Origin of the sequence: Sphingomonas sp. CARO-RG-8B-R24-01 (genome assembly GCF_022662295.1) — a bacterium.
Lineage (GTDB): Bacteria > Pseudomonadota > Alphaproteobacteria > Sphingomonadales > Sphingomonadaceae > Sphingomonas.
Genome location: NZ_JAKNQI010000004.1, coordinates 212,526 through 229,828 on the forward strand (window position 1 = coordinate 212,526; position 17,303 = coordinate 229,828).

Consider the following 17,303-nt stretch of genomic DNA (forward strand, 5'->3'; position numbering starts at 1 on the left):
AGTCCGGACATGTGGAGGGCTGGATCCTGAAACAAGTTCAGGATGACGGAATGGGGTGGCGGTAATCCTCGCCCGCTTCCCCGCTCCTCTTCTGCCTACCCGTTCGCGCGGGCGAACGCTGCGGCCTCCGCGACCTGATCCGCGTCGGGCGTCACCCCGGTGTACAACACGAACTGGTCGAGCGCCTGCAAGGTCGCCACCTCCGCCCCCGTGATCACACGCTTGCCCGCCGCCCGCGCCGCGCGGAGCAGCGGCGTCTCGGGCGGATATTGCACCACGTCCACCACCACGTCGCTCGCCGCGATCATCGCCTGCGGGAAAGCGAGCGCAGCGGCATCGCCCCCCGTCATCCCGAGCGGGGTGACGTTGAGCAGCAGCCCCGCCGCATCCTCGCCCAGCTCGGCACGCCAGCCGAACCCGTACAGCGCCGCAAGCCCCTGCCCCGCCGCCGTATTGCGCGCGACGATCGTCCCGTCGCGAAACCCCGCGTCGCGGAGTGCCGCCGCCACCGCCTTCGCCATCCCGCCCGACCCGCGCAGCACGAAACGCGTCGCGGGGTCGATGTCGGCGATCAGCCGTGCGACCGCGGCGTAATCGGTATTGTGCCCGGTCAGCACGCCGTCGTCGTTGACGATCGTGTTGACGCTGTCGATCGCCGCTGCCGAGGGGGCGAGCCCGTCGAGGATGGGGATCACCGCTTCCTTGAACGGCATCGAGATCGCGCAGCCGCGAATGTCGAGCGCGCGGATCCCGCGGACCGCGCCCTCCAGGTCGCGCGTCGAGAACGCCTTGTAGACGAAATCCAGCCCCAGCATCTCGTACAGCCGGTTGTGGAAGCGCGTCCCGAAATTGCCCGGACGCGCCGCCAGCGACATGCAAAGCCGTGTGTCGCGCCCGATCAGCGGTTTGGTCGGCATCAGCGCCCTCCGTCAGTCCGCCAGCGCTTCGGCGATCAGCGTGCGGGTATTGTCGATCCCGTACAGCGCGATGAAGCTGCCCATCCGCGGGCCCTGCGACGATCCGAGCAGCGTCTCGTACAACGCACCGAACCAGCTGCGCAGCGGATCGAACCCGCCCTCGTTGCCGATCGCATAGACGATGTTCTGCAAATCGACCGCCGACGCATCGGCGGGCGCGGCGGCAAGATCGCGATCGAGCCGTTCGAGTGCGGCGACCTCGATCCCCACGGGCTTGCGCCGCTGAAGCGTCGGCGCGACGAAATCGCGGTTGTACGCAAGCGCATGGCCGATCAGCGCGTCGAGCTCGGGCGTGATCTCGCCTTCAACGTAGTTGCTCAGATAGCCACGCACCTGCTCCGCGGTCGCGCCTGCGCCGAGCACGCCGACGAGGTTGAGCAGCAGTCCGAAGGTCACTGGCGGGGTCGTCCCCGGCACGGCGCCGTCATGGATGTGGTGCACCGGATTGCCGAGCTTCTGCTCGACCGGAAGCGCTGCATATTTGCCCCGGAAGTCGAAATACTCGTCCACCGCGCGCGGGATGACGCCAACGTGGAGCTGCTTGGCCTTCTTGGGTTCGCGGTAGGCGAAGAAGGACAGGCTCTCCTGCGTCCCGTAATCGAGCCACTGCTCGAGCGTCAGGCCATTGCCCTTGGACTTGGAGATCTTCTCGCCCTTTTCGTCGAGGAACATCTCGTAGATCAGCCCCTCGGGCGGGCGACCGCCGAGCACGCGCGCGATCTTGCCCGACTGGATTCCGCTGTCGATCAGGTCCTTGCCGTACATCTCGTAATCGACGCCCAAAGCGACCCAGCGCATCGCCCAGTCGACCTTCCACTGCAGCTTCGCATGGCCACCGAGGATCGATTGTACCAGCACTTCGCCGTCGCTGTCGGTGAAGCGGATCGTCCCCTCCTCGACGTTGACGACCTCGACCGGGACCTGGAGCACCACCCCGGTCTTGGGGCTGATCGGCAGGATCGGCGAATAGGTCGCGGCGCGTTCCTTGCGCAGCGTCGGCAGCATCACGCCCATGATCGCGGCATAATTGCGCAGCACGCCCTTGAGCGCATCGTCGAACACCCCGGCCTCATATTGCGAGGCGGAGGAGATGAATTCGTATTCGAAGCCGAAGCGATCGAGGAAGTCGCGCAGCATCGCATTGTTGTGCGCGGCGAAACTCTCGAACTTCTCGAACGGATCGGGGATCCGGCTGAGCGGCTTGCCGAGATGCTCGGTCAGCATCGCCTGGTTGGGGACGTTGTCGGGCACCTTGCGCAGCCCGTCCATATCGTCGCTGAACTCGATCAGCCGGGTCGGCGCATCCGACAGCGTCTGGAACGCGTGGCGCACCATCGTCGTGCGCAGCACTTCGTTGAACGTGCCGATATGCGGGAGGCCCGAGGGGCCATAGCCCGTTTCGAAGATGACGGGTGCGTTCCCCGGCTTGCCGTCGGGATGGCGCTTGAGGAGCTTGCGCGCTTCCTCATACGGCCAGGCCTTGGAGTCTTGGGCGGCGGTGCGGAAAGCTGTGTCGGTCATGATGCCCGCGTTTGCCGCTTTAGGGGGGCAAGCGCAAATGCTATGGTCATCCCATGAACATGCCGCCGTCCCTGACCGAGCCGCATCGCCTGAAGCTCCGTATCGAGGATTTCACACTCCTCGATCACGCGGGCGTGTTTGACGCGTACGGAAAGGTCGAACTGATTGACGGGGTGATCGAGGTCATGAACGCGGAATTCCGGCGGCATAATCGGATCAAGAATTATTTGACCCGTCGCTTGCAGCGCGCGCTGGAAGACATCGGCTCGCGGTATGAGGCGTTCAGCGAATCGTCGCTCGCGCTACCGTCGCACGATTTGCCGCAGCCCGACGTGATCGTTGCCCGCGGGGGGTCGGACGATCGCTATTATGAAGTGCGCGACCTCGCGATCGTTGTCGAGGTAGCGGACAGCACGGTTGCCCGCGATCTCGGCGTCAAATGCGCGCTGTATTCGGCGCACGGCGTGCCGGAATATTGGGTCGTCGCGGTGGCAAGCGGCGAGGTGCACCAGTTCTGGGATCCGGGGGTGGACGGCTTCGCCGCGCGACGCATGGTGCCGCTCGAGGGCGAACTCACCAGTGCGACGATGCCGGCGTTGGCGATCGACGGACGCGGCCTCCTATAACGGCTTCCCCACGCGCGCCGGGGGAGCGCCGTTTCCGATGGCGAAGCGAGCAATCCACCGCCTCGAGCGTTGCCATTCCGTTCCCGCCACGCGATATACCCCCCGTGGCCACGCTTCCCTATCCTGCCCTGCATGCCAGCCACAGCGGCATCTGGATCGCCGATGCGAACGGCACGCGGCCGATCGGGCGTGGCGAGGCGATCCGGATCGCCGCCGATACCCCCGTGATCCTGCTCAACGCCGCGCTGATCGGGCAGCGGCTGGGCTATGCCGATCTGTCGGGGCTCGACCTGCTCGAACTCTACGCTTTCCTCTGCCCCGCGCGCTTCATGGTGCCGACCCCGCGCGGGCTGGCGCGCGTCGCGGGGCTCGCCGCGCCCGAGACCGACGCCGCGATCGCGCAATTCCTCCGTACCGCGACCGAGGCGTTGCTCGGCATGATCGGATCGGACGACTGGCCCGAGCGCGAGGGATCGTGGACCGCCGCGCAATCCTTGTTCAAGCTGCGCTGGACCTGGGCGCCGCTGCTGGTCGAGCGGCTCCCCAAGCCCAAGGTTGCCGAACGCTGGCTCTACACGCGCCTCCCCGAATGGACCGAAGGCGCGCCCCGCCCGGCCCCGCGCACCGTGTCGCTCGACGCTGACCGCACACAGGAACGGCTCGCCACGCTCACCGGCAGCGCCGCCGAGCAGCGCCCGGGGCAACGCGCCTATGCCCAGGCCGCGCGCGAGGCGTTCGCGCCGCGCATGACGCAAGGCGCGCCCAACATGGTGCTCGCCGAAGCGGGCACCGGGATCGGCAAGACGCTCGGCTATCTCGCGCCCGCGTCGCTGTGGGCGGAGCAGGCGGGTGGCGCGGTGTGGGTGTCGACCTTCACCAAGGCGCTCCAGCGGCAATTGGGGCAGGAAAGCGCACGGCTGTTCCCCGACGCGACCGTGCGCAAGGCCAAGGTGGTGACGCGCAAGGGGCGCGAGAATTATTTGTGCCTGCTCAATCTCGAGGATGCGTTGCAAGGCGGGTTCGCCGGGCGCGCGGCGATCCTCGCGCAACTGGTCGCGCGCTGGGCGGGGTATACCGCGGATGGCGACATGGTCGGGGGTGACCTACCCGGCTGGCTGACCACGCTGTTCCGCCGCAACGGATCGACCGCGCTGACTGACCGGCGCGGCGAGTGCGTCTATGCGGGGTGCCCGCATTATAGGAAATGCTTCATCGAACGCGCCGCGCGCGCAAGTGCCGATGCCGATCTGGTGATCGCCAATCACGCGCTGGTGATGGTCAACGCCGCGCGCGGGCGCGAGCAGACGACCCGTCCCACGCGCTACGTGTTCGACGAGGGCCATCACATTTTCGATGCCGCCGACGCGATGTTCTCGACCGCGCTGACCGGCGCGGAGACGATCGAGCTGCGCCGCTGGGTGATCGGCCCTGAATCGGGCGGGCGCGGGCGGCGGCGCGGTCTCGCGGCGCGACTCTCCGACGTGGCGAGCTATGACGAGGCGGGCGGTCGCGCGATCACCGATGCGGTCGTCGCGGCGCACGCGCTGGCGAGCGACGGCTGGTTGCAACGGCTGGGGGAGGGTGCCCCGTTCGGGCCGGTCGAGGCGCTGCTCGCGGCGGTGCGCGGGCTGACCTATGCGCGCGCCGACACCGAGGGCGATGCGGGCTATGGCCTGGAAACCGAACTTGCCGAACCCGATCCCGCCTTGATCGAGGCCGCCGCACCCGCCGCCGAGGCGCTCGATGCGCTGGTGCGCCCGCTGGTCGCGCTCGGGCGACGGCTCGAGGCGGTGCTCGAGGAAGGGCCCGACTGGATGGACGGGCAGGCGCGCGCGCGGATCGAGGGCGCGGTCGCGTCGCTTGCGTGGCGCGCGGATACGGTCGCGGCGTGGCTGTCGCTGCTGACGCGGATCGGTGGACCAGCCTCGCCCGATTTCGTCGACTGGATGGCGGTCGACCGAGTCGAGGGGCGCGATTACGACGTTGGGCTCCACCGCCACTGGCTCGACCCGACCCGACCGTTCGCCGAGACGGTGCTCAAGCAGGCACATGGCGTGCTGGTGACGTCCGCGACGCTGCGCGGCGGCGATGCGAGCAGCGACGAAGGCTGGGACGTCGCCGAAGCGCGCACCGGCGCGAACCACGTGCTGCGCGGCGCGAGCCGGTTCGCCGCGCTGTCGCCGTTCGATTATGCGTCGCAAGCCGAAGTGCTGATCGTTACCGACGTCAAGCGCGGCGACATGGGCGCTTTGGCCAACGCCTATGCGCGGCTCGGGATGGCGAGCGGCGGGGGAATGCTCGGGCTGTTCACCGCGATCCGGCGGTTGCGCGGAGTCCATGCGCGGATCGCGGACCGCTTGGCGCGCGAAGGGCTACCGCTCTACGCGCAGCACGTCGACCCGATCGACCCGGGGACTCTCGTCGATATCTTCCGCGACGATCCGGCGGCGTCCTTGCTCGGCACCGACGCGCTCCGCGACGGCGTCGACGTTCCCGGGCGCTCGCTTCGGCTCGTCGTGCTCGAAGGCGTGCCCTGGCCCAAGCCGACCGTGCTCCACGCCGCGCGCCGGATGGCGGCGACGGGGGAGGGGGGCGGCAAGGCCTATGACGACCGCATCGTCCGCGCGCGGATGGCGCAGGCGTTCGGGCGGCTGATCCGCCGCGCGGACGATCACGGGATGTTCGTGCTGCTGTCCTCCGCGATGCCGTCGCGGTTGCTCACCGCCTTTCCGCCCGGCGTTGCGATCACGCGCGTCACGCTCGATGAGGCCGTTGCGCGCGCCGCGGCGCTTCCCTCGGTCGTGCAAACGGGGCATGGGGCTCGCGCAACCGCCTGAATGACGGAGAAGGCCCGTGAAGACGCTGACGCTGCTGCGCCATGCCAAGTCGGGTTGGGATGACCCGGCGCTGCGCGATTTTGATCGGGCATTGAATGCAAAGGGAAAACGCGCCGCCGCGATGATGGGGACGCATCTGCGCGGCGCGGGGCTGGCGTTCGACCACGTCGTCGCCTCGCCCGCGGTGCGCGTGGTCGAGACGCTCGCGGGGGTGGAGAGTGGCTATGGCCGTACCCTCGCGCCGGCGTGGGACCGGCGGATCTATCTCGCCTCGGCGGTGACGCTGCTCGACCTGGTGCATGCGGTGCCCGTGGCGACCGAGCGGCTGCTGCTGGTCGGGCATAATCCGGGTCTGGAGGATCTCGCTTTGTGGCTGGTGCCGATGTCGGAGGAGCCGTTGCGGGTGGCGCTCGAGGCGAAATATCCGACCGCGACGATGGCGGAGATGACGTTCGACGGGGAATGGGGGGATCTCGCGCCAGGCGCGGCGCGGCTGACGAAGTTCGTGCGCCCGCGCGATCTGGACGCGACCCTGGGGCCGGACGAGGACTGAGACGGGTCGCCGCTACTGTCTTGCAAATCGCACTTACCCTGATCGCTTCCCCGGCGGAGGCCGGGGCCCAGGAGCGGGCGGCATGAGGCGGGTGCTGCGCTTCGCCCCAGCAACCTTCGCTACTGGGCCCCGGCCTCCGCCGGGGAAGCGCAGAAGGTGCCCTCGATGCCGCTCGAACCTTGCGGGAGGTGGTGAAACGCCCGTCCAGGAACAGGCACCGCCATACCCTGATCCCTTCCCCGGCGAGGGCCGAGGCCCAGGAGCGGGCGGCATAAGGCGGGTGCTGCGTTTCGCCCCAGCAACCTTCGCTACTGGGCCCCGGCCTTCGCCGGGGAAAGCGCAGAAGGTGCCCTTGATGCCGCTCGAACCTTGCGGGAGGTGGTGAAACGCCCGTCCAGGAACAGGCACCGCCATACCCTGATCCCTTCCCCGGCGGAGGCCGGCGCCCAGGAGCGGGCGGCATAAGGCGGGTGCTGCGCTTCGCCCCAGCAACCTTCGCTACTGGGCCCCGGCCTTCGCCGGGGAAGCGCAGAAGGTGCCCTTGATGCCGCTCGAACCTTGCGGGAGGTGGTGAAACGCCCGTCCAGGAACAGGCACCGCCATACCCTGATCCCTTCCCCGGCGGAGGCCGGGGCCCAGGAGCGGGCGGCATGAGGCGGGTGCTGCGCTTCGCTTCAGCGACCTTCGCGACTGGGCCCCGGCCTTCGCCGGGGAGGGGCTGGCGGTGTTGTTCGAGTCAACGACGGGTCACGACCGGTTCAGCCGCTTCTCGAGCGCTTCCTTCAGCCCTGCGAGCGCGCCCGCGGGCTTGGCCTCTTCCTCGCTGATCACCCCTGCCGCCCTGAGCGCGGCCGCGGCGTTCGGCCCGCGCGGGAACGGATCGAGCGACAGCGCCATCGTTTCCGCCGCCGCCTCGCCGAGATCGATCGATGCCCCGTCGAACACCATCGTGTCGAGCGCGTCGGGATCGAGCTCGATTTCCTCCGAATCGGGTTCGTGGTCGACGAAGCGCAGTGCGATCGGCTCCTCGACCGTCACCGGCAACGGATCGTCGGTGACCGAACACGCCTGCACCACCGCCGCGCGCACGGTCCCGCGCGCGACCACGCCGGCGGCATCGCGGCGCACCGCGAACTGCGCCTCGAGCCGGTCGACCGAGACCAGGTCGAACCGCTTGGCGAGCGCCGCGCGCTCGGCCTCGTTCGCCGTGATCGCGATCGTGCGTTCGCCCTCGCCGATCGTGTCGATCCGCTCGGTGCGGGAAAATTCGGGGGCGGTCATGCGATGTCTCCCGCAAGGATCGTGGACGTGGGCAGGGCCGCGAGTCGCGCGTCGAACGCGAACAGCGCGTCCTGGGTATGCGCCAGCGCGGCGGGGGCAGGGGGCCCCGCCCGGTACAGGTTGCGTTCCAGCGCGGGGCGGAGGTCGCGCGCCGCCAGACCGTCGCGATAGGCGCCGAGCCGACCGCCGAGCATTCCCATCATCTTGCCGATATGCTTGCCGACGCCGATGTCGCCGACGCCGGATTCGCGCAGCTGCCCGTCCATGTCGCTGACGAACCGCTCGGTCAGCCGCGCGCTCGCCGCGGCGGCGGACGGGTCGCGTTCGAGCCGCAGCAGGACGAACGACAGGATCGCCGCGATCATGTCGAAGCGGCCGTCGATCGTGTCGGGCACGCCCCCCGCCTCATACCAGTGCGGCAGCCGCGCCTGCGCGACGACGCCGTGGTACAGCGCCAGCGCGACCGCGTCCTCGCGACCCCCGAAAACCTTCGATAACCAGTTCAAACGCATATCCTCTCGCGGTTGCCCAAGGCCTGCCCTTGTTTGGCCGCGTTTCCCGGCATATTGAGGCATCGCGTCCGGGATGCAATGGAATGGCGCGCCCCGCCCCTGGGGTGTCGTGCCCGTGTGGAGAAGTCGATGAGCCTTAAGTCCGTCCGCCAGCTGACGGCCGCCGTCCTCGCCGCCACCATCATCGTGGGGGGGAGCGCCTGCGTTCCGCTGAAATCGCATCAGGGCTATGTGATCGATCCCGACCTGGTCAATTCGGTCCAGACCGGCACCGACAACCGCCAGTCGGTGCTCGCGGTGCTCGGCAAGCCTACCTTCACCAGCCAGTTCAACGAAGGCGACTGGTATTATATCAGCCGCGAGACCCGCAACTACGCCTATAACAACCCGAAGGTGCGCGAGCAGACGACCGTGCGGATCAGCTTCGACGATCGCGGCGTGGTGTCGGCGGTGCGGCGCACCGGGGTCGAACAGGTCGCGAGCATCAGCCCGTCGAGCAAGATCACGCCGACCCTGGGCAAGAAGCGCAGCTTCTTCGACGAATTGTTCGGCAACATCGGAACGGTCGGCGCCATCGGCGGCGGTGGTGGCGGCGGGGGTACGGGCGGTGGCCCCAACGGCAGTGGCGGTGGTCGCGACACGCCGTAACGCCGGCGTTACACCCTGATACAACCCTGTCGCTGGGCTGACGCGCCTGTTCGCGGAGGGTTCAGTTCGCACCGGGCATATCGCCTCTCATGGTTCGGCGCTTCGGCGAAGCGCCGGTCCGCCATTGGAGGAGATGATTGATGCGTACCCTTATCGTCACCGCCCTGCTTGCCGCCACGCTGACGCCGGTGGCCGCACAGGCGCAATCGAACGAGGAACTGCGGCACGACCGTCGCGAAATCCGCGAGGAACAGCGCGACCTGCGCCAGGCCTATCGCAGCGGCGACCCGCGCGACATCCGCGAACAGCGGCGCGACGTGCGCGATGCCCGCCAGGAATATCGCGAGGATGCGCGCGACCGCGACCGCGCCTGGGGCCGCGACGACTGGCGCGGCTGGCGTGACCGCAACCCGGCCTATTACGCCCGCGGCAACTGGAACGCGCCGTTCCGCTACACCGCTTTCCGCCCTGGCCTGCGCATCGACGCGCCGTATTATGGACCGCGCTATGTCATCGCCGACCCGTGGCGCTATCGCCTGCCGCGCGCCGGCTGGGGCCAGCAATGGGTGCGGCATTATAACGACGTGATCCTCGTCGACACCCGGCGCGGCTATGTCATCGATGTGATCCGCGGCTTCTACCGCTAACCGCTTCGTTCGTAGCGAGACACCGGCCGTCCTCCGCCAGGGGGGCGGCCGGTCGTCATTGGGGACGGCAATCCCGCACATGGGGTAATAGCGACCAGCCGCACCACCCGCGCGCCGAACCGTTACGACACCGCAACAAATCGCTGCGGCGGGGCGATCAATCCATGGTTAACTGCGGCCACACTGAGTCGGGGGGCTAGGGTGGGAGCAGGATGGGGTATCGTCGCGATCGATGCGATCGCCCATGAGGCGATCGTCTTTGCCGCGATCGGTCTGGCGATCGGCGGGATCGACGATCTGGCGATCGATATGCTGTGGCTCGTCACCCGGTGCTGGCGGGCGGGACGGCTCAGGCCGACGCTGGCCGCCTACGATCGACGGCCACAGCGGCGCCTTGCCGTCTTCGTTGCGGCATGGGACGAATCCGCCGTGATCGGCGCGATGCTCCGGACCGCGCTCGCCCGCTTCGATCATGGCGATTATCGGGTGTACGTCGGGGCTTATCCGAATGATCGTGCGACGATCGATGCGGTCGTTGCGGTCGCGGCACGCGATTCACGCGTTCGGCTGGTGATCGGGGCAAAGCAGGGGCCGACGACCAAGGCGGATTGCCTCAACGCGCTCTGGCGGGCGCTGTGTCGCGACGAGCGACGCGATGGCGTCACGGCGGCCGCGGTCATCCTCCACGATGCGGAAGACGTCGTCCATGCCGGTGAACTGCGCGTGTTCGATGCGCTGATCGGCCGATACAGCGTCGTCCAGCTTCCGGTCCTGCCGCTCGTCGATCGCCGGGCACGGCTGATTTCGGGCCATTACGCCGACGAGTTTGCCGAGGCCCATGGCAAGCAGCTGGTCGTCCGCCAGACGCTCGGCGTCGGCCTGCCGCTCGCCGGGGTCGGCTGCGCGATCGAGCGCGGCATGATCGGACGCATCGCCGAGGCGCGCGGTGGACGTCCGTTCGACGACCATTCGCTCACCGAGGATTATGAGCTCGGCCTGCATATCGCGGCACTGGGCGGGAAGGGGACGTTGGCCCGGGTCCGCGAACGCGAAGGCGGGGCACCGGTCGCAGTGCGCGCATATTTTCCCGCGACGATCGCCGGCGCGGTGCGCCAGAAGGCGCGCTGGATGACCGGGATTGCGTTCGCGGGATGGGATCGGCTGGGCTGGGGACCCGTCGGGGACTGGCGGGATCACTGGATGCGCATGCGGGATCGCCGCGCGCCGCTGGCCGTTCTGGTGCTCGCAAGCGGTTATGGCGCGCTGGTCGCCTGGGCCGTCGCGCAGGTGGCGCATCGCCTGGCCGGGGTGCCGCCGCCGCCAACGCCGATCGCGCTCGATCGCTTGTTGCATGGCAATGCGGCACTGCTCGCGTGGCGCCTGGCGGTCCGCGCGCTGTTCACCGGGCAGGCCTATGGCTGGCGCGAAGCCTGCTGGTCGGTCCCCCGCGTCCTTGCCGGCAACGTGATCTCGCTGCTGGCGGCGCGGCGCGCCGTCGCGTCCTATGTGCAATCCCTGCGCGGCGTCGCGTTGCGATGGGACAAGACCGCGCATGTCTTTCCGGATCTCACCGGCGATCCGATGTGAAGGCCGCGCAACGGCACGGCCATGGCCGACCGTTACGCTTCCTCGCGGCGGTGGCCGCGGGCTGGATCGGCGTGCGAACGATCGCCTTGTGGCCAGGCTATGCGGTGACGGCGCCGCCGAACCGCGCGGTGGCGGCGCGACTGCGGCCGGTCATGGCGCTGATGGCACGGGTGTCGCGCGATGGCCTTCCGCCGGAGAGCGTGCCGGGGCGACCCGGGGGGATCGCTCCCGACGCTTTGGCCATCCGAGCGACTCCGGCGCTGCTGCTGCTCGGGGGGCGCATGATCGCGCCGCCTGCCGCCGCCGCCGCGGAGCCGCTTCTCCCCGCCGGCAACGCACCCGGCGACCGCACCCCCCTGACCGTCCCGCCCTTCGTCGCGGGGCGGCCTTTCCGCCCAGGCGGATCGGCCCGGGCGCCGCGCTGGTCGGGCAGTGCCTGGCTGGTCGGCCGCGCCGGGATCGCGCCCGCCGGTGCGCCGGTGGGCGGCGAGTTGGGCGGATCGCAGGCGGGGATCAGGCTGGTGCGAACGCTGGATCGGCGAGGTCGCTTGGCGCTGGCCGCGCGGCTGACCACGCCGCTAGGCGCCGGCTTGCGGGAGGCCGCGCTGGGGCTGGAATGGCAGCCGACGCGCCTGCCGCTGCGCCTCGTCGTGCAGCGCCGCTTCACGATCGGCGGGGGGCGGGGCGGGCCGGAGGCCGGGCTGGTCGGCGGTTTCGGACCGCTGCGGATCGGGCGGGGCCTCCTGGCGGAAGGCTATGGCCAGGCCGGCGTGATCCAGCGCGCGATCGCCGAACCCTATGCCGATGCCGCCGCGCGCCTCACGCGGACCGCGGGGCGGGTGGCGGATGCGCCGATCGACCTGGGGGTGGGCGTTTGGGGCGGGGCGCAGCGGGGCGTCGAACGGTTCGATATCGGACCGACGATGGCGATCCATGTGCCGGTCGCGACGCACGCGGTGCGCCTGACGCTGGATTGGCGCGAACGGATCGGGGGGCGGGCGAAGCCGGGGTCGGGGCCGGCGCTGACGCTGGGGACGGATTTCTGAGTCGCGGCGCGCTATCGCTGGTCGACCATGGACATCTACTTGGGGACAGAAGGTTTGGCTCAGTCCGTCTGGAAGGCGATGCCTGAGCTGAAGACGGTCATCCATGCGGAGCTTGCAGGTAAGCTGGCGGACAGGGGCGTCATGGACTCGGACTTGAATATCAGGAAGAAGCTGCTCTGGGGAAATTTAAAGCGGTATTTTTGGTCCAATGCCTCGAGGCTATCGGTACATCGTCTTTGCGACTCTCGGATGGCTATGCCTAACCGGAGCTAGCGACCATCAAGGCCGGCAGCGGCAGAATCGAAACAATCAGGCACAGACCGAGCACGCTGTAACCGCCCCGCGTTCCGGCAAACCAGTAAACGACCCCGGTGACGCCAAGAGCGCCGATCTCAAGTGCAAAGATGATCGCGGAAACGAAGCGAACTGCACGGTCGTAGCTACTGATGCAGCTCTCGAACAAGCGCGTGATGCGGACTGGCAAGCTTGGGCTGCTGTCGGTGGGATTGTCATTGGGTTCTTTACGCTGCTCGCTGCCGTAGCTGCCGCTTTCTTCGCTATGAAAACTTGGGGTTCGGCCAAAGAGGCTGTCTCCGTTGCTGAAGATGAATTTCGGCCGTGGATCAATTTTGAGCTAAAAATTGAAGGCATTAAAAAAACCGGAGAAAACGATATTTTCATTTCGTTTAGCTATCAAACTACAAACGATGGAAAATACCCCGCGACGGATGTGGAAATTAGGACTAGTCCTTATGTGATATATCCTTATGACGAACCTTCAATAATTATTAACCCGATCACGGAGCGTGACAAAGTCCGGGCTGCATACGAACAGCAACTTACAAATATTTCTACTATTGGAGAAACGATGTTCCCAGGATGCCATAGCGGGACACCCGCTACCGGCTTCTTTTGCAACATAGGTAAGGCTGTAAGGAGTAACGGTGACTTTGTAGTTATGATTCTTATTTCAGCTTTCTATAAAAGCCCACGCTGGATTAAATCTCGGGTCGGTCAAACGTCAAAGGCTTACGTCATTTATGCTTATCATGATGGGGCAGCTAGAATCCCTTCTATATACTCTCTGCCCCTTGGCCCAGGACAGCTTTGTACTTCGGCACAACATGGGTTCGACGTAATAATCTAATGGCAGTCGGACCACGAAAAAACAGATTCGCTTTAGGCCCTTTCGGCTAAGGCATCACATCGCAAACGATGGCAAGAGCGGTCGGAAGCGGTTGCGCTCGCAACACCCTCGGTGCGTTTATTACACAATACCGCTGGATTGGCGCGAACGGATCGGGGGGCGGGCGAAGCCGGGGTCGTGGCCGGCCCTGACGCTGGGGACGGATTTCTGAGTCGCGGCTTTGGCCGGGCCGCGCTATCGCTGGTCGACCATGGACATCTACCTGCCCATCGCCAATCTTTCGGTCAACGCGCTGGTGATCATCCTGCTGGGTGGCGGCGTCGGATTCCTGTCGGGCATGTTCGGGGTGGGCGGCGGCTTCCTGACCACGCCGCTGCTGATCGTCTATGGCATTCCCCCGACCGTGGCGGCCGCCTCCGCCGCCAGTCAGGTGACGGGGGCAAGCGTCTCGGGGGTGTTCGCGCACGTCCGGCGCAAGGGCGTCGACTTCAAGATGGGTGGCGTGCTGGTGGCGGGCGGCATGGTGGGCTCGCTCGTCGGCGGGTGGATCTTCCGCCTGCTCCAGGCGAGCGGGCAGATCGATACCGTCATCGCGATCGTCTATGTCCTCCTACTCGGATCGATCGGCAGCATGATGGCGACCGAGGCGCTGGGTGCGATCCGGGCAGCACGCTCGGGCGCGGCACCGCGCCCCCGCAAGCGCCGGCATCATCCGCTGGTGGCGGCGCTGCCGCTGCGCACGCGCTTCTATCGCTCGGGCCTGTATATTTCGCCGCTCGCGCCGCTGCTGCTCGGGTTCGGGGTCGGGATCCTGACGATCCTGCTCGGCGTCGGCGGCGGGTTCATTCTCGTGCCCGCGATGCTCTATCTGCTCGGCATGACGACGCAGGTGGTGGTGGGCACGTCGCTGTTCCAGACGCTGTTCGTGACGGCGACCGCCACCATGGTGCATGCCACGACGACGAAGGCGGTCGATATCGTGCTGGCCGCCTTGCTGCTGGTCGGCTCGGTCGCGGGCGCGCAGGTCGGCGCGCGGTTCGCCAGCAAGGTGAAGCCGGAATATCTGCGGCTTGCGCTCGCCATCATCGTGCTGCTGGTCGCGGGGCGGATCGCGCTCGGGCTCGGCTGGCGTCCCGACGAGATCTATTCGGTCGAACTGTCGTGAAGCGCGCCGGCCTCGCGCTGATCGGTGCCCCGCTGTTGATGGCGCAGACCGCCTCCAAGCCCGTGCTCGTTCCCGACGTGTCGCAGCGCGACATCGAGATCCAGTACAGCTTCACCGGCGCGAACCTGCTGCTGTTCGGCGCGATCCTCTATCCCGGCGGGCGGCTGCCGGATGACGACAAGCCGACCGACATCGTCGTGGTGGTCAAGGGGCCGACGCAATCGATCCTGGTGCGCGAGAAGGAAAAGCTGGGGGGCCTGATCTGGGTCAACGCGTCGCGGCTGCGCTATCGCTCGGCGCCCAGCTTTTACGCGCTCGCCTCGTCCAAGCCGATCGAGCAGCTGATGAACGCGCGAACCCGCGCGATCTACGAACTCGGGGTACAGAGCCTGCAGCTGTCGCCGGCAAGCAGCGCGCCGACGTCGGAGCAGGATCGTTTCGCGCGGGGCCTCGTCGACCTGAAGGGGCGCTCGGGACTGTACGTCGAGTCGCCCGGGGCGGTCGAGATCACCGACGGCGTGTTGTACCGCGCGCGCGTGACGATCCCCGCGCGGGTGCCGGTCGGGCGGTTCACCGCGGAAACCTTCCTGATCCGCGACGGACGCGTGCTCGCGGCGGCAACGCGCGAGATCGAGATCCGCAAATCGGGGTTCGAACGCTTCGTCGCGCGCTCGGCGGAGCATTGGTCGGTCGCCTATGGGCTGGTCGCGGTGGGCCTGTCGGTGCTGTTCGGCTGGGCGGCCGGGTGGATCGCGCGGCGGTTCTAGCGGGCGGGCGGGCACGCCGCGTCTGATCGGCGAACGCCGTGGCCCGGCTATTTCGACGGGTCCCCGGCCTTTGCCCTGGCGGCTTGCACCCGGCGGGCTACCCCCGTCCGCCTCCCACCCGCCGACACGCAATCTTTACCACTTGGCGGCAAGGTCTGGCGGTCAGGAACCCCCGGGATTTTATACACATGACCGAGATGCAGGGCAGTCAGGCCTTTGCCGATGCAGCGCCCCTGGCGATTGCGACCTGTATCGGCATGGTGTTTGACATAGCCGGATCGAGCGGCATGGTCGTGCTGGATGCCGCCGCGCTCGACGAGACCGGGCGCCATGCGGATCCGGTCGTCGGGAGCGCCGGCTCGGTCGGCAGCCAGATCAAGATGCGAGTCGGGTCGACCTGGCTGATCGCCAACGTCCGATCGCTCAAGCTGCTCGACGGCCACGCCGACCGGATCGCCGCGCAGGTCGATTTCCTCGGCGAGGGCGACGAGGAAAAGCTGACCGGCAAGCTGTACAAGTTCCGTCGCGGCGTGACGCGTTATCCGACCCCCGGTTGCTTCGTCTATCCGGTGTCGTCCGCCGACATGCAGCAGATCTATGCCGCGGACGACCGCGCGCATATCCAGATCGGCACCGTCTATCCGACCCGCGACGTGCGCGCCGCCTTGTACGTGGATGCGCTACTCGGCCGGCATTTTGCGCTGCTCGGCAGCACGGGTACCGGCAAATCGACCAGCGCCGCGCTGATCCTCCACCGGATCTGCGAGATGGCGCCGCAGGGCCATGTCGTGATGATCGACCCGCATGGCGAATATGCCTCGGCGTTTCGCGACAATGGCGCGATCTACGACGTGTCGAACCTGCAGATGCCCTATTGGCTGATGAACTTCGAGGAGCATTGCGAGGTGTTCGTCACCAGCTCGGGCTCCGAGAAGCAGATCGATGCGGACATCCTTGCCAAATGCCTGTTGATGGCGCGCGCCAAGGGGCGGCTGGGGCAGGAGATCACCAAGCTGACGGTCGATGCGCCGGTCCCCTATCTGCTCAGCGACCTGACCAACCTGATCGGTCTCGAAATGGGCAAGATGGACCGCGCGGGCGACACCGCGCCGTATCTGCGGCTCAAGACCAAGATCGACGAGATCAAGGCCGATCCGCGCTACGGCTTCATGTTTTCGGGGATGCTCGTCGCGGATACGATGGCGACGTTCCTCCAGCGCGTGTTCCGCCTGCCCGGCGACGGCAAGCCGATCTCGATCGTCGACGTCTCAGGCGTGCCGAGCGATATCACGTCCGTGGTGGTGGCGGTGCTGAGCCGGATGGTGTTCGACTTCGCGATCTGGTCGCGCGGCGAGCCCAAGCGCCCGATCCTGCTCGTCTGCGAGGAGGCGCATCGCTACATCCCGAACGGCGACAAGATCGATTCGAGCGTCGGGCGCATCCTCAGCCGGATCGCCAAGGAAGGCCGCAAATACGGCGTGTCGCTCGGGCTGATCACGCAGCGGCCCTCGGATCTGGCCGAAGGCGTGCTGTCGCAATGCGGCACGATCATCGCGATGCGGCTCAACAACGACCGTGACCAGGCGTTCGTCCGCGCGGCGATGCCGGAGGGCGCGCGCGGCTTTCTCGATGCGATTCCGGCGCTGCGCAATCGCGAGTGCATCATCTGCGGCGAGGGTGTCGCGGTGCCGGTGCGCGTTTCGTTCGATTCGCTTGAGGATTCACGGCGCCCGGCGTCGGACGATCCGGTCTTCTCGAAGCTGTGGCGCGAAACCGGCGGCGAGGACGAGATCATCGCGCGGACGCTGAAGCGCTGGCGCGCGCAGGGGCGGTAAGGGAGGGGCATAATCCTGCCGTCATTCCGGTGACGGCATGGCCTCTGCGAAACCACAGCCGTTCTCCCGCGAAAGCGGGAGTCCAGGAGTCGCGAGAACTGTAAGCTGTTGTTTTGCTTGGTTCTGGATTCCCGCATGCGCGGGAAAACAGCAA

At 67.5% G+C, this 17,303-nt stretch carries 15 protein-coding genes; 11 read left to right on the forward strand and 4 right to left on the reverse strand.

What is annotated here, in order from left to right; genetic code table 11:
- Window positions 1-95 precede the first annotated feature (95 nt).
- On the reverse strand, window positions 96-917 hold the full coding sequence (locus L8G49_RS10660; RefSeq protein WP_242185557.1) for a shikimate 5-dehydrogenase: 822 nt from the start codon (window positions 915-917) through the stop codon (window positions 96-98).
- 12 nt (window positions 918-929) lie between these two features.
- On the reverse strand, window positions 930-2,498 hold the full coding sequence (locus L8G49_RS10665; RefSeq protein WP_242185560.1) for a lysine--tRNA ligase: 1,569 nt from the start codon (window positions 2,496-2,498) through the stop codon (window positions 930-932).
- 53 nt (window positions 2,499-2,551) lie between these two features.
- Between L8G49_RS10665 and L8G49_RS10670 the strand changes: the two genes are divergently transcribed.
- The 3 genes from L8G49_RS10670 (at window position 2,552) to L8G49_RS10680 (ending at window position 6,514) form a co-directional block, all read left to right on the forward strand.
- Entirely contained in the window at window positions 2,552-3,124 is a 573-nt protein-coding gene (locus L8G49_RS10670; protein ID WP_242185563.1) for a Uma2 family endonuclease, read from the forward strand.
- A 104-nt stretch (window positions 3,125-3,228) separates the two neighbouring features.
- Window positions 3,229-5,961 carry an ATP-dependent DNA helicase gene (locus tag L8G49_RS10675; RefSeq protein ID WP_242185564.1) on the forward strand — a complete coding sequence of 911 codons (2,733 nt, stop codon included), beginning with the start codon at window positions 3,229-3,231 and terminating at the stop codon, window positions 5,959-5,961.
- A 16-nt stretch (window positions 5,962-5,977) separates the two neighbouring features.
- Window positions 5,978-6,514 carry a histidine phosphatase family protein gene (locus L8G49_RS10680; protein WP_242185566.1) on the forward strand — a complete coding sequence of 179 codons (537 nt, stop codon included), beginning with the start codon at window positions 5,978-5,980 and terminating at the stop codon, window positions 6,512-6,514.
- Window positions 6,515-7,261: 747 nt separating this feature from the next.
- Here the strand turns inward: L8G49_RS10680 and L8G49_RS10685 are convergent.
- Together L8G49_RS10685 and L8G49_RS10690 are read right to left on the reverse strand one after the other, a co-directional pair.
- Complete coding sequence (locus L8G49_RS10685; RefSeq protein WP_242185573.1) at window positions 7,262-7,795, reverse strand: DUF177 domain-containing protein; 534 nt, start codon at window positions 7,793-7,795, stop codon at window positions 7,262-7,264.
- The gene (locus L8G49_RS10690) at window positions 7,792-8,307 is read right to left on the reverse strand and encodes a ubiquinol-cytochrome C chaperone family protein (protein ID WP_242185577.1); all 516 of its coding nucleotides are present in this window, start codon (window positions 8,305-8,307) and stop codon (window positions 7,792-7,794) included. Before L8G49_RS10690 ends, L8G49_RS10685 begins: the two co-directional genes overlap by 4 nt.
- 129 nt (window positions 8,308-8,436) lie before the next feature.
- On the opposite strand from L8G49_RS10690, the gene bamE reads away from it, so the two are divergent.
- The 8 genes from bamE (at window position 8,437) to L8G49_RS10730 (ending at window position 17,149) form a co-directional block, all read left to right on the forward strand.
- The gene (bamE, locus tag L8G49_RS10695; RefSeq protein ID WP_242138116.1) at window positions 8,437-8,955 is read left to right on the forward strand and encodes an outer membrane protein assembly factor BamE; all 519 of its coding nucleotides are present in this window, start codon (window positions 8,437-8,439) and stop codon (window positions 8,953-8,955) included.
- A gap of 140 nt (window positions 8,956-9,095) precedes the next feature.
- Window positions 9,096-9,602, forward strand: a complete 507-nt coding sequence (locus L8G49_RS10700) for an RcnB family protein (RefSeq protein ID WP_242185597.1) — start codon at window positions 9,096-9,098, stop codon at window positions 9,600-9,602.
- A gap of 201 nt (window positions 9,603-9,803) precedes the next feature.
- Entirely contained in the window at window positions 9,804-11,189 is a 1,386-nt protein-coding gene (locus L8G49_RS10705) for a glycosyl transferase family protein (RefSeq protein ID WP_242185606.1), read from the forward strand.
- Window positions 11,186-12,235 (forward strand): hypothetical protein, encoded by a 1,050-nt coding sequence (locus L8G49_RS10710; RefSeq protein WP_242185608.1) that lies wholly within the window; start codon window positions 11,186-11,188, stop codon window positions 12,233-12,235. The genes L8G49_RS10705 and L8G49_RS10710 overlap by 4 nt, the downstream gene beginning before the upstream one ends.
- A gap of 208 nt (window positions 12,236-12,443) precedes the next feature.
- On the forward strand, window positions 12,444-13,382 hold the full coding sequence (locus L8G49_RS10715) for a hypothetical protein (RefSeq protein WP_242185611.1): 939 nt from the start codon (window positions 12,444-12,446) through the stop codon (window positions 13,380-13,382).
- A gap of 250 nt (window positions 13,383-13,632) precedes the next feature.
- Window positions 13,633-14,547, forward strand: coding sequence for a sulfite exporter TauE/SafE family protein (locus tag L8G49_RS10720; protein ID WP_242138120.1), 915 nt, complete (start codon window positions 13,633-13,635; stop codon window positions 14,545-14,547).
- Window positions 14,544-15,314 carry a TIGR02186 family protein gene (locus L8G49_RS10725; protein ID WP_242138121.1) on the forward strand — a complete coding sequence of 257 codons (771 nt, stop codon included), beginning with the start codon at window positions 14,544-14,546 and terminating at the stop codon, window positions 15,312-15,314. Before L8G49_RS10720 ends, L8G49_RS10725 begins: the two co-directional genes overlap by 4 nt.
- A gap of 188 nt (window positions 15,315-15,502) precedes the next feature.
- Window positions 15,503-17,149: a DUF87 domain-containing protein gene (locus L8G49_RS10730; RefSeq protein WP_242185614.1), complete on the forward strand. Its 1,647-nt coding sequence runs from the start codon at window positions 15,503-15,505 to the stop codon at window positions 17,147-17,149.
- Window positions 17,150-17,303: the final 154 nt, after the last annotated feature.

Bases quoted from the DNA above. Each gene is read 5' to 3' on its own strand.
- L8G49_RS10660 (WP_242185557.1), bottom strand. From the start codon at position 917: ATGCCGACCAAACCGCTGATCGGGCGCGACACACGGCTTTGCATGTCG.
- bamE (WP_242138116.1), top strand. From the start codon at position 8,437: ATGAGCCTTAAGTCCGTCCGCCAGCTGACGGCCGCCGTCCTCGCCGCC.
- L8G49_RS10715 (WP_242185611.1), top strand. From the start codon at position 12,444: ATGCCTCGAGGCTATCGGTACATCGTCTTTGCGACTCTCGGATGGCTA.
- L8G49_RS10720 (WP_242138120.1), top strand. From the start codon at position 13,633: ATGGACATCTACCTGCCCATCGCCAATCTTTCGGTCAACGCGCTGGTG.
- L8G49_RS10700 (WP_242185597.1), top strand. From the start codon at position 9,096: ATGCGTACCCTTATCGTCACCGCCCTGCTTGCCGCCACGCTGACGCCG.
- L8G49_RS10665 (WP_242185560.1), bottom strand. From the start codon at position 2,498: ATGACCGACACAGCTTTCCGCACCGCCGCCCAAGACTCCAAGGCCTGG.
- L8G49_RS10670 (WP_242185563.1), top strand. From the start codon at position 2,552: ATGAACATGCCGCCGTCCCTGACCGAGCCGCATCGCCTGAAGCTCCGT.
- L8G49_RS10690 (WP_242185577.1), bottom strand. From the start codon at position 8,307: ATGCGTTTGAACTGGTTATCGAAGGTTTTCGGGGGTCGCGAGGACGCG.
- L8G49_RS10730 (WP_242185614.1), top strand. From the start codon at position 15,503: ATGACCGAGATGCAGGGCAGTCAGGCCTTTGCCGATGCAGCGCCCCTG.
- L8G49_RS10685 (WP_242185573.1), bottom strand. From the start codon at position 7,795: ATGACCGCCCCCGAATTTTCCCGCACCGAGCGGATCGACACGATCGGC.